We start from the raw sequence: 13,040 nt of genomic DNA, 5'->3' as shown, positions 1-13,040 counted from the left end.
GTCTGTTTCTGTGATGCGTTTTGACGGGATTTTTTCGGTGCAAAATCTTCCTGCGCAATAACGCTTCAGCGGCTATCTGGAGATTGCAGATTGAATTCCGAGCGAATTTTGCGCGTCATAATGCGCAGCCCGATCGCATTGGACACGAACTCAAACGGCCTCTTTCTCAGCTTCCATTTGGGAACATAGGTTTGCAAAACACCTTCGCTGCTGCTGTTTGAACTGCCATAGTCAACACGGTAGATGGCACCGGGAAACGGCAATTCTGCCAACGCATTTTCTGTCCCGGCCAGATCATGACGCAAGAAAATATGACTGCCCAAATTGCGCTTGATCACGGTTTCAGATGTTGCCGTCCAGGTTTCAGAAATACAAAGCAAATCCTTGCGCACAATATGCGAGGTCCCGCAGAGTTCGGAGAAATCTCTGTGTAGCAAAATGTACTGAGAGCCATCGTGAACGTAGCCCTTGCGAAAATGCCAACCGGGATCGCCAATGTTTCGTTGAACCCAGGATGTAAGCCGCGCGCTGACCCAGTCATCATAGTCAACAACCATAATGTAATCGTGGTCATTTGCATCAGCAATTCCGTGTAAAATGCGTCGTCCCTTGTCCAATCGCACCGCATCATAGAATGCCTCTTCATCGTCTGCTCTTGCGGGTAGGTCAGGCAGAGGAAAATCAACATAGCGAACCACAAAACCGCTCGGTAAACTGGGCAAATCAGCGCCTTCATTTGCTACAACAACACACCGCCAATTCGGGTCATTCTGATTTGCAATTGACTGGGCAGTTTCGCTTAAATTGCGATGGACCAGATTCCAATTGGAAACCGAGCCCGGATGCCGGACAGGAATGACAAATACCAATTTTGGCGCAGCGTCGGCACTCATGGGAAAACCGCCCGAGTGCTGGGCACAAGTACAAACAGATTGCTCACCATGTTTTTGCCTCGGCAGCTCGGTTGGGCAGGACCGATAGGAAGTAATAGGGAATGAGGACGATCCGCAGTGGATCGCGCGCAAAAATCTTTTGGGCAAGGGGAAGCGATGGGAACTGGCGTTTGGTCAAAAACCGGATGAAGAGATAACCATAGGCCCGTGTGTAGCGTTGCAATCGCCGGTCAATGATTGCATTTTGTTGCCGGCTTAACTCAAACTGCTCTTTGGCTTTGACCAGAAACAGAACCAGATAGCCGTAGCGATCAGCCACCTTTGCGGAGGTCCATTCAAGCGCCTCGTAATAAATGTTGACGCCCCTGCCACAGAACACATTTTCCTTCATGCAAATCACCGAGGCACGGCTGTTTTTTGCCAGGCAAAGCCAGAACAAATGGTCCTCCCCTGCACTACGTTGTTCAATGTCAAATCTCAGTTGACTATGGCGCGAAAATCGAAAAACGATTGTCGACGTTTGGCTCAAATATTCATTCAGCAAACCGGTAAACAGAAGATCGGTGTCAATTCGATAGATCTGGTTCTGGCCCGAAACCACGGTCATATATGTGTCTGGATTCCGCTTCCAATCCCGAGTGGTTTCAAGATCCTCGAACCAGGTAATATCGATGTTGAACCTGGTATGATCACTGAAAAAGAAGTCGCACTCGCTGCCAAGCCCTGCGATGGCAAGCGCCAGATGATCATCTGTCCACACATCGTCTGAATCAAGAAAGGCAACAAATGTGGTTTCGTCCGGATTCAACATATCCAGACCCCTATTCCTTGCACCGCCCGGTCCGGAATTGGGTTGTTCAACAAGCTCCAGATTGAAATTGTCCGGCAGGGCCAGCCCGTTGATTTCGCTGGCCGAGGAAACCGGCGAGCTGTCATCAATTACCAGAATTCTCACCATTGTCCCGGCGGGTAGTTTTTGGCCAACAACGGAGTTCAAAGCACGCAGCAAGATGCCCTTCTCTCTTTGAAAAAAAGGAATAATGACGGCAACAACCCGGTCAGACATGCTTGTCACTCCTGGTAATTTTATGAACTAAGCTGCTGATTTTCTCTGGCGAACGAACAAATCAACCGTTGATAATGACCGATCAGAAGCCCGCTCAATGGCTGCGTCTGAACTCAGTTGCGGTGGCCGACGACTTAGACTCTGAAGCCCCTGCGCAGCAATTCTTGCCATAACCATATTTGCCGGATAGGCCGCTTTTCCGGCCAGAAATCTGGTGACTTTGCCTTTCCCCTGCCCGCCGGTTGTTCTGGTCCAAAGCTCGCGCATGCTGGAAGGCCACAATTTTTGTGGCTGATAGTCGATATCAAGGGACGCCGCCCAATCATACCATTTGAACCGGTGCGGATGATGGAGGGGTTCCACAGCAATCCACGGCACTCTCAATGCATCTGCAACAATTGCACCATGCATGGCTTCGGTGATGAGGAGCTTTGTCGCCCGTATTTCGGACAGGATTTGCGCGCAGGGCAAAGTGGGATCCAACAGATGAACGCCTGCCAAACGGCAAGCTTCTTTCCAGTTTCCGCGATCGATGCTGTCAAAATGCGGCATGAAGGAAATCTCGAACGATTGGGAAGCGACTTCCGGCAGTTCCACTCCACGAAGCAACACTGCCGCATCACAGATCGATTTGTCAGCACGGATACCCAATGCGGACGCTGTTTTCGGCCCCCTGACAAAGCGCACGTCCCAGGAGCCGTCATTCACATTGGGCGGAGCGGTATATGCGCCATACCCTGATCCAACGACATATTTCATGGGTTCTTTCGGCAAAAAATCCCAAAGAATTGAGCCGATACCGACAAAAAGCTCGCTTTCATCCTCATCCAGAAAGTTTTTGGGTAGCAATCTGGGCCACAAATAGAGGTTCAGATCATCGCCAAAATTTCGCGCATGGTCATAATAGAAAAGTTTCATCAATGCTGCTTTCTGCGAGATTGGAACACCTTCACGAGATGTTTGATCCGGTGAAAAGATAAGATTGAGACGAGAGAGACGTAGACAGTGCCGCCGATCAGAACCTGAAGTGACAATCTGAAATACGGATCGAAAGCTGACAGGCTGTCTCGGGTCACGATCAGGACGAAACCCATGGCAAATACGGAGACCGCCGCTGGTATCATTTGCTGGAGGTATTTCCAGACGCTCACTTTCACCAGAGCGGCAGACATGAGGAATGATATCGGCCAAAGGAGATAGGTTTTGATTGCAATTGCAATGGTCAAAACCTCAACACCATAAGAGTGGAATGTCAGGACTATTCCAAGGGTAATCCCTTGTTGCATCGCCTGATAATAGAACCACCAGTTTGTTTTGCCCTGACTGGCAATCAGAGAGGATTGGACGATGCCAACGCTGGCGATAAGACCGACAGCGCAAAGGGCCTGAACAGGCACAATTGCACTCAGCCATTTTTCGCCAAACACCAGGGGAATGAGTTCATTTGCAATCAGCGCCAAACCGGCAAAAACCGGAAATGAAACTGTAAGAGACGCAAATGTCGCCAACAGGAACGCTTCTCTGACCTTCGCCTGACTCTCCTGCAGAGACGAAAAAAGCGAATGGGAAACCGAGGCCAGCGTGCCAGCCATGACACTGTTCAAAATGGTCAGCAATCGCCTGGCAAAATTGTAGATACCCAGAACCGCTGGGCCTGCCAATGAGCCCAGAAGAATCTGATCCAGTTTCATTGTTCCGACAAATCTCGTGCCCGAGGCAAAAATGCCGTAGCTCGCAACGTCCCTGAGACTTGGCAAATCGAAACGAAACGCTGGAATGTGTTTTGCGGCCCAGAAAGCAACGACGAAGCTTATGAATGATGCCGCGACCTGGGATACGACCAATGCCCAAAGCCCATACCCCAGATAGAGCAGCGCAAAGCAGCAGACCGCAGCAATTGTCGAGGCAATTGTGGTTCGCAATGCGATCAGGTTGAACAGCATTGATCTTGCGATCAGGGCATTTGGAACACTGGCCAACAGATCAAACAGAAACCGCAATGCGAAGACCTGAATGAGCAGAGCTATCGATGGTTGCCCTACAAGGCTGGCAATGGGAGAGGCGAATACGAGCAACAGGCAAAACAGGGCAAGGCCAGAGGCCGCGCATAACCAGAAAACCGTATCGACATGATCGTTTGTAAGCTTTGATCTTTGGATCAGGGCTTCTGCGAATGCGCCTGGCGCAATCGCGCTGGCAAACATGCCAATGCTGGCGGCCAGTCCCACAAGACCAAAATCAGTGGGTGTGAGAAATCGGGAACTCACAATGAAAACCGCCAATCCCAAAATGGCTGGAACCAGCGTGTTTATGGACGACCAGAACACGCCTTTGAGTGCCGCGATCCCCCGGCCAGACCTGAGGTGAGCCAAGGAAACAGCGGGACCCTTGGTAGCGGCACTGAGAGCCGCAGAAGACATTTTTGCCGAATTATCCACCCAGCGCCCTCACCTTCGGTCCGGCATAGCGCGGCTTTACCAGATAAGACCCTGCATTGCGGCGCTGCGCCACGCGCGACTTCGTTGCCAGAAAATAGAAAATGAAGGAGCCGACGGTGTAGGGCGTCAGAATGTCGACTTCAGACACGGAGCGTATGGTCAACAGCACCAACAGGCTGCATGTGAGCATAGCTTCTGGCTGGAAATGGCCTTTCATCAGTTTGGAAAAGGCCATCACAAGCGTGGAAATCAAAAGCCAGATCAAGAGAACGGCCCCCACATAACCAAGCTCGACCAGCGCTTCGATATAGGTGTTGTGGAAATGAAAGCCTGTGCGGGATTCAATGTAGAATTCGGCCCATAGACGCTCCGCTTCAGAAAATCCCTGCACCCAATAGGCGAGATAACCCCACCCAAACCAGGGTGCTTCTGTCGCGGCTGCAAAGCCCTCTGACCAGAGATAGGTACGACCCGTTAAGGTTGTATCTTTTCCAAACAAAGCCAGGATAAATTCGAAAACATTCAGTTCAACAGCCAAATAAAATCCACAAACAGCCAAAACCAGACTGGAAAAAAATATAACTTTTTGGGTGTTTGGTGTGAAAACTGACAGACTCATCAACCCGAACAGGAAACTAAGAGTGATGAATACAGAGACAATGGAAGTCGCAGATGAAGAAATCGCAAGTATATAAGCGCTGAGAAGAATTATACCCAAACACAATAGTTTCTGCGCATTGCCTGTTACGACATAAAACAGATTGAAAAACCCGAAAACCAGGCCCAGAGAAGCGAAAAATCCGAGTTGGTTTTTTGACGAGAACAACCCGACAAATGTGTATGAACCATCAATGGGATTATAGCTGTAGCGGCCAAAAAAGAGCGAGTACAACAACACCAGCGTCGTGCCCCAAAGCACACCAATTGAAAGTGAGCGATTGCTCACCACGCTGGCGGCAAATGTCGCGCATATGACATGGGACAGCATTTGTATGCCGCCCCGCAAAGTGACCCCGGGGGCCTGTGACCAGAACACAGACAACACGGCCAATGCAGCAAACAGGTAGATGATTGGAAACGTCTGAACTGTGCTGAGAACTCGCCTGTGGTCGACCATAATCAGCGGCAGCCAAAGCCCGTAATAAAGCAGGACAGATACCTGACCAAAGCGGGATGAATAGGCGAACACGAATATCGACACGGCAATCGCAGTTGCAGCGTAAAGCGAATTGCATTCCTGATCGACAAACAGTGATCTTCTGATTTTCATGGTGTTCGTACAATTCTCGCTAAAGAACTTTGAGGTGGCAGACCCTAGTTGCCGACGGGAATTGACAGTTCGACCACCACAACATCGCCGGGTTGGACTGGCGCGTTTTTGTCCACAGTCAGTTCCTTCAACCCGCCCTCCATATCTCTTGTGATTTTGTAGGTCAGAACCAGACCCTCATCTCCAAGCGCTGCATCGGTCGTCGATGAAAACGCCGCGGCTTCCGCCAGCAAACCTTGCTGCATATCGATCTTGCGTTCGATCTCGCCGATCTGAGAATCAAGCTTCTGGCGCTCAAGCGCCAATTCAGCTTCTCTTCCGGAGAGGAATGAAATTCTTGATTGATTGGCTTTGCCAATTTCCTGCTGGGCACGCAGAATTGCGGTGGTCAGATCAAGCGCCTTGCCCTCGACATCAACACTGTTTCTTTCCGCCTGGAATAATCTGGTGTTGTTTACCAACCCCTTTTTGGCAAGTTCCTCCATGCCTTTCCGTTCCTTGCTGACGCTCTCCATCTGAGATTCAATCGACACCATCTTTTGTCGAAGCGTATCGATTTCCCGTTCGAGCAGGGATTGCAGCGAGTCCAGCGCGGAGAGTTCCTGATCAATCTTGCGTTGGCGCGAGACCATGATCACCGTTTCATCCTCCACCAGGGATGAGATGAAATTTGAAGGAGCGCCTCTGATCACCGGCACAACAATATCTGTCTTGTTGGTTTCGGCATTGACGCGGGCGCGCTGAACAAGCAGGCGCACCAGCTGATCGCGCAGGATACCAATGTTTCCGGTCGCACTTATGGCATCGCGGGAAGCGCGGGATCCCGTTGTGGCCAGTTGGGAACCACCCCCGGCAATCGCTATTGCACGCTGTACCGTAAGGCCGGGCGAATAGGGATATCGCCCGGATGCTTTCACCTCGCCCGATATGAAGAAGGGTCGGTGTTCGATGACTTCAACCGAAGCCTCCGCCTTATCAACCAGACCCAGTACATTTTTCAGCTTGCTGCCAATTGTGCCGGCAACTTCCTCGGTGGTCTTGCCAATGGCAGGGACAGAGCCCACAAACGGCAATGTTAATTTGCCGGACGCGCCAACGACATATTCGCCCGTCAGGGCTGGCCACTCGCGAACTTCGCCTTCAACGCTGCGCCACTCATAGACCCGGATCATCAGCTTGTCTTCAACACCCAGCTGGTACTCAGCCTGGGCATAACTGAGTGATGAGAACCAGACCAACACCAACGCGGCAATGGAAAAAATATTCAGATTCGTTACGTCATATCTGGTGTTCACATGCTTACTCCCGAAGGTTACGCGACCGTGCAAAGACGTCAAACGTCATCGACCTGAGTTAGAAAAGCAGATCAGATCAGGTCGTCAGTACGGAATTTGGTCAGTAGCTGCCCTTAGCCAGACATACGACAGGGATCGTTTTGATAATGATCACGAGATCTGACTGGAATGACCAATTTTTCACGTAAATCTGATCGAGCTCCACACGACGCCCATAACTGACATCGTTGCGACCGCTGATTTGCCAAAGTCCTGTGAGTCCTGGCCGGGTGCTGAGATAATACTGTGCTGCAGCCCCATATTTTTCCAGCTCGTCGCTGACCACCGGCCTTGGACCCACCATGCTCATTTCGCCGAGTAGGATGTTGAAGAGTTGCGGAAGTTCGTCCAGACTCAGGTTTCTGAGAACCACGCCAATCGATGTGATCCGGGGGTCACTTTTGAGTTTTCTGTCGCGGTCCCACTCAACGCGAGCAGATTCGTTTTCAGACAGGTAAATTTCCAACAATTCTTCGCTGTTCGCAGCCATTGTCCTAAATTTCAGGCATTTGAATGTTGAACCGTTTCGCCCGATACGACGATGCCCGTAAAATACAGAACCGCCATCAGTGAACTTAACGAGCGCGGCTAACATGAGCATCAATGGAGACAGGACGACCAACCCGATTGAGGCGCCGACAACATCAAAAATACGCTTCAAGGAACTTCTGGATATTCGGGGCAGATTTTCGTTTTGTGTTTGTCGAACCTGGCGAGCTTGTATGCGCCAAGGGGAGGATTTTTCGAAAACAGCCATCATTGGCTCCTTGGTTTATCACAGCCTCCCAAAAGTAGAATACATATAAAATTATCAATCACAAGTGCGATTACAGGAAATTTGAAAATTCATCAAACACTTATGTTTCCGCTTACAAAATATGACAATATTGCCTATTTTTTATCTTATTTTTGCGAGATTGCACAATTTTTATACTCAACTAAATGCCCAATTCAGACACGTTCAGCATTCGCCAATTCTTAAACCCTGACCTCTATCATTTGTGGCCGGTTTGTGGTAATTTATATCAGCAACTTGAGGTAGCAATGACTTTGCCAAAATTCTTATTGGGTCTGGTTTGCACCACCATCATCGTGACAATGTGGTCATTATATGATGGCGCAGATTTTGTGACCGTGGCGATCAGAGCAGTCATTGTGCTCGTCATCCTCCAGATAGGATATTTTTGTTTCATCCTTATGAAGGTACGCGCACAACAGAAACAAAAAGTGGATGAAAAAGCGCCTACTGACGCCAAAACATACAGCAAGACCGAACCGTTGAAAAAAAGAGTGTCTTGAATTCCTGTTGGGACACTCATCGTCCTTAACCTGCAATCACTTTTGATAAACGAGGCTCACGCTTTGTTCGCAATTTTGAATATTTTCCAGAATCGACAAGCCTGCCCTCCTCCATCGCAATGACTTGATCGGCATGAGCAATCATCGCGTCCCCGTGGTCGATTGTCAGAATGGTGGTTTCACCGCGTAATTTTTCGATGGTTTCAGCAATCAGCGCCTGATTGACCCAATCCAGTGCGCTGGTCGCTTCATCAAGCACGAGCAGTTTGGGTTTTCTCAAAACAGCACAAGCTATGGCGATCCTTTGGCGTTCTCCCCCGGACAGCAGCCCACCTCTTTCTCCAACAATTGTGTCCAGGCCGAGAGGCAGATGTTTTGTAAATTCCAGCGCTTGCGCGATATCAAGGGCCTTTGAAATTTCAGCGTCATTCGCATCAGGCTTGGAAAAGAGTAAATTGGCTCTGATGGTGTCATGCAGCAGAAAGACGTCCTGATGAACGATGGCGACGTGAGAGCGCCATGCCCTTTGATTGTCCGAGCCAATCAACATGCCATCTACGGACATTGCTCCTGACGTCACTTCAATCAAACCGGCAATGATATCCGCCAAGGTGCTTTTTCCCGCCCCCGATGGCCCGATAAGCGCCGTCACTTTGCCAGCTGGTATTTCCAGTGAGATGTCACGCAGGGCAAAATTACGCCCGGCCATCTCATGGCAATAGCTGACATGCTTCAGGGTGATCCCTTTTTCCAGCTTGAACGAAACTGGCACACGGGTTTCCTTTGCAAGTTCGCGTTCCGCTGCAAACTCTCCGGTCAATTTCAAAACCGAACCATAGGCCGGCAGGCTGACAAGAAATTGCTGCACCTGGGTGTGAAGGCTTAACAATCTGGGGGTGACACGGACGAAAATCACCAGAAGAACCAGAAACTCCACCATGGAAACCCTGAACACCACCAGAGAGATATAAGCGAAAGCAGCTAACCCGATTGCACTGGCAACCTGGAAAGCGGCGGTGCCAATGGTGCTTTGATTTACATAGGATGTGTTGTCTTTTGTTATCCGGGCCAAATTTCGATCCAGAAGGTCAAAATAGAACCGCTCGCCGTTCAACATTTTTGCCATTTTGATGCCGGACAGGAAATCCGAAATGGTGCGATATTGTTCCTTTCTGTTTCGTGTGGTCAGCACGCCAAACTTTGCGGCATTCACGCGAAAAGGCGACAAACCAGCATAGAGGATTGCGCCCACAGCCAGCACGATCAAGGTGGTAGGAACTGAAATCAGGAAGCATAGACCGGCGTAAACCGACATAATAACAAGGGTTTGGCATATATTGAGCAGGAAAAAACCACATGCCTGGATTTTTTCAATATCTGCGGTCAGAGCATGCTCAAGTTCCGATTTTCGGCTCTGCGCCACTTTCTCCCAGCGTGCGCGCGCAATCGCGTCGAACAATTCGATACGCGTCTGATTGAGAAAATCGATGAGCATCCGGGCCAGATAAATCGACTTCCACCTGACAAAGAAGGCTTGAAGGGACACCAGCCCGATGAGCAATGCGAGTATTACCGGAAGCGAAACAGCGATGTCGGGTAACCAACGGGACAATGCGTCTATCTGGCCGAGTTGCATCACGAATGCGCCATCGGTCTGATTCATAATATGAAGCAGCGGGATCAACAGAAATATGGAAATGCCCTCGGTCAGGCTGCCAAAAAGCAGCAGAATAAGCGCCATCCAAAACCGGCCTCCTGAAATGCGCCCTATATGCGCCATCAGAAGCCGAATTTGTGTCGCTATTTGCTTTCTGCCCATACCCAGAGAGGCCGCTGACTCCGGAAGGTTTGATGGCGCAATGTTCATCAGGCCGCCTGCCTTTCAAGAACGTCCACCAACTCACCGAGCCGGCCCAGATTGTCAGGGACGGTCAAGACATTGACTTTCAAGGCCCCGGCAATTTTCGCGCATTGCATCAAATGGACCGCAACAGAGGCTCCGGCCATTGCGGAAGTCCCGAACCTGGACATGTATGAGTAGCGGATCAGCGCATCGAGACTTTGCTTGTCGGATAGGCTCGTGACACCTATCTCGTTGCCGCGGACCAGAATAAACAGCTTTTCCAGTTTTACGCGGTGGTCGGAAAACCCTGACATCAGGCGGTGTCGGTTTTTGTCAATGGAAGGATGTGCTTGCGCAAGAATTCTGGCATCTGCCAGACCTATTCGGGCACCGGCATCTGCGGCTAACTTGATTTGGGGAAAGCCGGCGAGAACGTAAAAATCGCCGTCTGCATCGCACTCGATTGCAACGATATCATCAGTCAACAACATATGTCCCGCCGCGACCAATGACGCCGCAGTTGTCGACTTGCCCGCGCCCTTGTCTCCCAAAAGGCACAGGCCACGGCCTTTGATGCTAATGGAACTGGCGTGCAGGATAAGCAGTCCACGCTGATGCAGCAGCACAGCCAGAACCGGCCCTAGCAGCGGAAAGGCGACAAGATCGTCTGCCACATTCTCTGCCTGTTCAACGACGATTTCATTTCCGTAACGGACCTTGAATGTGCCGACAGCATCCCAGTGAAGGACTGCACTATCCTCTTCAAACCGATACCAGGTCGTGTCTCCACCTGGGGCTTCCTGTTCTTCGGGGTTCCCTATGTTGATCCATACATCAGCGGCACAAGGCTCAACTTCGATCAACTCAGGCAGAACAAGGGCGGAGGCAAAAACCAGACCATAGGCTGTGTAAAACCGGGCGGTTCCTGCCGCGTGATCCTGCGTAGCCGTCGCATGGGAGAGGTGTCTATCAATACTCAATGCTTGTGCCCCGTTCCATCTGCTTCAACCAGAGTGACAGCCATACAGATCGCCATACATGCAGGATGTCCTCCAGCTGGGCACGGTCACCTTGTTGCGACAGGCGTTGAAAAGCCTTTCGCAGGAAATCCATGTTCACGTAGGGCGCTAATCTATCGGCTTCGGCGCCCATAATGCTGCTCATCAGCGCTTGATTATGGCTCAGCATGCTGACCGCAGTGTTTGATGTGAAATCAGCCTTGTCGCGGCGCCATTGCACTGCAGTCGGCAGGATGTCTTCCATCGCCTGTCGGAGGATTAATCGGGTCCAGCCATTGCCCAGTTTTTGACTGGCCGGAAGCCCAAGACAAAACAACAACAATTCCTTGTCCCAGAAGGGATATCGCGGTTCGATACAATTGGCACCCGCTGCGCGGTCCAACACCTCAAATGCGTGAGGAATGAGAGGATTGGCGAGAATGTGCATATGCTCATCCTGCTCACTGGCATCTCCAGCTTTGGTGTCTCGCGCTGCTGAATATCTGGCGATCAGATTGCTACGATGTACCAGATCCTCATTCACGAGTTGACGCCATTCGGTCCGTTTTCTGGAGAGTTTTGCTCTCACGCGATAAGGCAGTCTGGATTGAGAAAATGTGCTGAACGAGTTGAAGAGATTGCCTGAGGCGGCAAACCGGCTTGTCAGCAATTGCAGACATATCGTAGCAGGGCTGACATTCAGGGTTTTTGCTGCACCACAGGCCTCCCGCCACAATCTCAGCCAGTTGCCCTGATCAGTCAATTCCCGAAGCCGTCCATAACCGTGGGACACAACTTCATCACCGCCGTGACCATCCAGAAGCACGCGTTGCCCGTTGGCCTTGGCCTGTGCATAAATTGAACGGATGTTTGACAGCCCGGGCGCCAGAAACAGTTCTGATTGTTCCCGAAGCACACTCTCATGTTGAGCAAAAGGCTCCGGCAGTTCCGGGCCCAGAAAATGGGGCTTAAAGCCACCTGTATTCAGCACAGACTGGATAGAATGGATTTCGTCGGCACCGCTTCCCCGCTCGAATACAAGTGAGTAGGTGTCAAGTGCGCCTTGCCCTTGCATTGACCTCAGATTACGAGCAACACAGGCAATGGATGATGAGTCCAGTCCTCCCGAGAGCATAACTCCCACTTGATCGGTTCCGCGCATCCTGTTCGCTACAGACCGCGTGAAAAGCTCCGCGAATGCGTCTGGCAATTCGGCCTGTGCAACGGGCTGCTTTGGTTCGATCACCCAATATCCGGCGGTGCGAACATCGTCACGGGTGACCGTCATATATTCCCCGGGCGGCAAACGTCTGATCTGTTGAAATGCCGTCTTGCCGGTCTCGCTGGGAAGGCCAACCAGAAAGTCGGCAATGCGATCCTCGTCGACATCCAATCCACTGCCCTGCATTTCAACAAGTGCCGAAATACTGGATGCAACTGAGAATTGTATTTCGGTCAGGCGAAAATAGAACGGCTTGATACCAAAACGATCCCGTGCGCAGAAGACCGCTTGTCTGGAATCGTCCCATATCACGAAAGCGAAATCGCCCTCCAGATGGCTCGGCATGCCTTCACCCCATCTTCGATAGGCCTTCAGCACCAACTCGCTGTCGGTTATTCCGCCAGCGCAATTTCCCAAGATGGACATGAGTGCTTCACGATTGTCCAATCTGATATCGCCGACGATCGAAAGGGCTTTACCATGAGATGAAAACGGCCCGCCTTTACGCTCACCTGAAGTATTCGTCCAACCGAGCCCGAGCGTCACCGGACCAATCGTCAAAACCTTCTGGCCATCAGAAAATCTGGCTTGCATCGCCGATAGCATTTTGTGCAGACAGGCCTCGGTAGGCTCTCCGCTCATTGCTCTGCTGAATATGCCTGCAATAGCGCTCATGG

Annotated in this window: 11 protein-coding genes; 1 reads left to right on the top strand and 10 read right to left on the bottom strand. The window is 50.9% G+C overall.

What is annotated here, in order from left to right:
- Positions 1-65 precede the first annotated feature (65 nt).
- The 7 genes from RAL91_RS12690 to RAL91_RS12660 all read right to left on the bottom strand — a co-directional run bounded on the left by RAL91_RS12690 (position 66) and on the right by RAL91_RS12660 (position 7,758).
- Positions 66-893 (bottom strand): galactosyl transferase, encoded by an 828-nt coding sequence (locus RAL91_RS12690; RefSeq protein WP_306256570.1) that lies wholly within the window; start codon positions 891-893, stop codon positions 66-68.
- Positions 894-936: 43 nt separating this feature from the next.
- A complete protein-coding gene (locus RAL91_RS12685; protein ID WP_306256568.1) occupies positions 937-1,959 on the bottom strand; it encodes a glycosyltransferase family A protein in 1,023 nt (340 codons plus the stop codon).
- Between the two features lie 27 nt (positions 1,960-1,986).
- Complete coding sequence (locus tag RAL91_RS12680) at positions 1,987-2,877, bottom strand: polysaccharide pyruvyl transferase family protein (protein WP_306256567.1); 891 nt, start codon at positions 2,875-2,877, stop codon at positions 1,987-1,989.
- Entirely contained in the window at positions 2,877-4,379 is a 1,503-nt protein-coding gene (locus tag RAL91_RS12675; RefSeq protein ID WP_306256566.1) for a lipopolysaccharide biosynthesis protein, read from the bottom strand. Before RAL91_RS12675 ends, RAL91_RS12680 begins: the two co-directional genes overlap by 1 nt.
- Positions 4,380-4,389: 10 nt before the next feature.
- Positions 4,390-5,667, bottom strand: coding sequence for an O-antigen ligase (locus tag RAL91_RS12670; RefSeq protein WP_306256565.1), 1,278 nt, complete (start codon positions 5,665-5,667; stop codon positions 4,390-4,392).
- A 44-nt stretch (positions 5,668-5,711) separates the two neighbouring features.
- The gene (locus RAL91_RS12665; protein WP_306256564.1) at positions 5,712-6,962 is read right to left on the bottom strand and encodes a polysaccharide biosynthesis/export family protein; all 1,251 of its coding nucleotides are present in this window, start codon (positions 6,960-6,962) and stop codon (positions 5,712-5,714) included.
- Positions 6,963-7,062: 100 nt separating this feature from the next.
- On the bottom strand, positions 7,063-7,758 hold the full coding sequence (locus RAL91_RS12660; protein ID WP_306256563.1) for a sugar transferase: 696 nt from the start codon (positions 7,756-7,758) through the stop codon (positions 7,063-7,065).
- A 287-nt stretch (positions 7,759-8,045) separates the two neighbouring features.
- Here RAL91_RS12660 and RAL91_RS12655 point away from each other — a divergent pair, with 287 nt between their 5' ends.
- Positions 8,046-8,300: a hypothetical protein gene (locus RAL91_RS12655; RefSeq protein WP_306256562.1), complete on the top strand. Its 255-nt coding sequence runs from the start codon at positions 8,046-8,048 to the stop codon at positions 8,298-8,300.
- 25 nt (positions 8,301-8,325) lie between these two features.
- Here RAL91_RS12655 and RAL91_RS12650 read toward each other — a convergent pair whose 3' ends face one another.
- Genes RAL91_RS12650 through RAL91_RS12640 form a run of 3 tightly spaced genes read right to left on the bottom strand, consistent with a single transcriptional unit; the run spans position 8,326 to position 13,038 of the window.
- Positions 8,326-10,167, bottom strand: coding sequence for an ABC transporter ATP-binding protein (locus tag RAL91_RS12650; RefSeq protein ID WP_306256561.1), 1,842 nt, complete (start codon positions 10,165-10,167; stop codon positions 8,326-8,328).
- Positions 10,167-11,123, bottom strand: coding sequence for an HPr kinase/phosphorylase (locus RAL91_RS12645; protein WP_306256560.1), 957 nt, complete (start codon positions 11,121-11,123; stop codon positions 10,167-10,169). The genes RAL91_RS12650 and RAL91_RS12645 overlap by 1 nt, the downstream gene beginning before the upstream one ends.
- Positions 11,113-13,038 carry an asparagine synthase-related protein gene (locus tag RAL91_RS12640; RefSeq protein WP_306256559.1) on the bottom strand — a complete coding sequence of 642 codons (1,926 nt, stop codon included), beginning with the start codon at positions 13,036-13,038 and terminating at the stop codon, positions 11,113-11,115. Before RAL91_RS12640 ends, RAL91_RS12645 begins: the two co-directional genes overlap by 11 nt.
- Positions 13,039-13,040 lie beyond the last annotated feature (2 nt).

It is taken from the genome of Pararhizobium sp. IMCC21322 (genome assembly GCF_030758295.1).
In the GTDB taxonomy this organism is placed as follows: domain Bacteria; phylum Pseudomonadota; class Alphaproteobacteria; order Rhizobiales.
The sequence above is the reverse complement of the archived record's forward strand: the minus strand, read 5'-3'. Positions and strand labels throughout refer to the sequence as shown.

Bases quoted from the DNA above. Each gene is read 5' to 3' on its own strand.
- RAL91_RS12690 (WP_306256570.1), bottom strand. From the start codon at position 893: ATGAGTGCCGACGCTGCGCCAAAATTGGTATTTGTCATTCCTGTCCGG.
- RAL91_RS12685 (WP_306256568.1), bottom strand. From the start codon at position 1,959: ATGTCTGACCGGGTTGTTGCCGTCATTATTCCTTTTTTTCAAAGAGAG.
- RAL91_RS12680 (WP_306256567.1), bottom strand. From the start codon at position 2,877: ATGAAACTTTTCTATTATGACCATGCGCGAAATTTTGGCGATGATCTG.
- RAL91_RS12675 (WP_306256566.1), bottom strand. From the start codon at position 4,379: ATGTCTTCTGCGGCTCTCAGTGCCGCTACCAAGGGTCCCGCTGTTTCC.
- RAL91_RS12670 (WP_306256565.1), bottom strand. From the start codon at position 5,667: ATGAAAATCAGAAGATCACTGTTTGTCGATCAGGAATGCAATTCGCTT.
- RAL91_RS12660 (WP_306256563.1), bottom strand. From the start codon at position 7,758: ATGGCTGTTTTCGAAAAATCCTCCCCTTGGCGCATACAAGCTCGCCAG.
- RAL91_RS12655 (WP_306256562.1), top strand. From the start codon at position 8,046: ATGACTTTGCCAAAATTCTTATTGGGTCTGGTTTGCACCACCATCATC.
- RAL91_RS12650 (WP_306256561.1), bottom strand. From the start codon at position 10,167: ATGAACATTGCGCCATCAAACCTTCCGGAGTCAGCGGCCTCTCTGGGT.
- RAL91_RS12640 (WP_306256559.1), bottom strand. From the start codon at position 13,038: ATGAGCGCTATTGCAGGCATATTCAGCAGAGCAATGAGCGGAGAGCCT.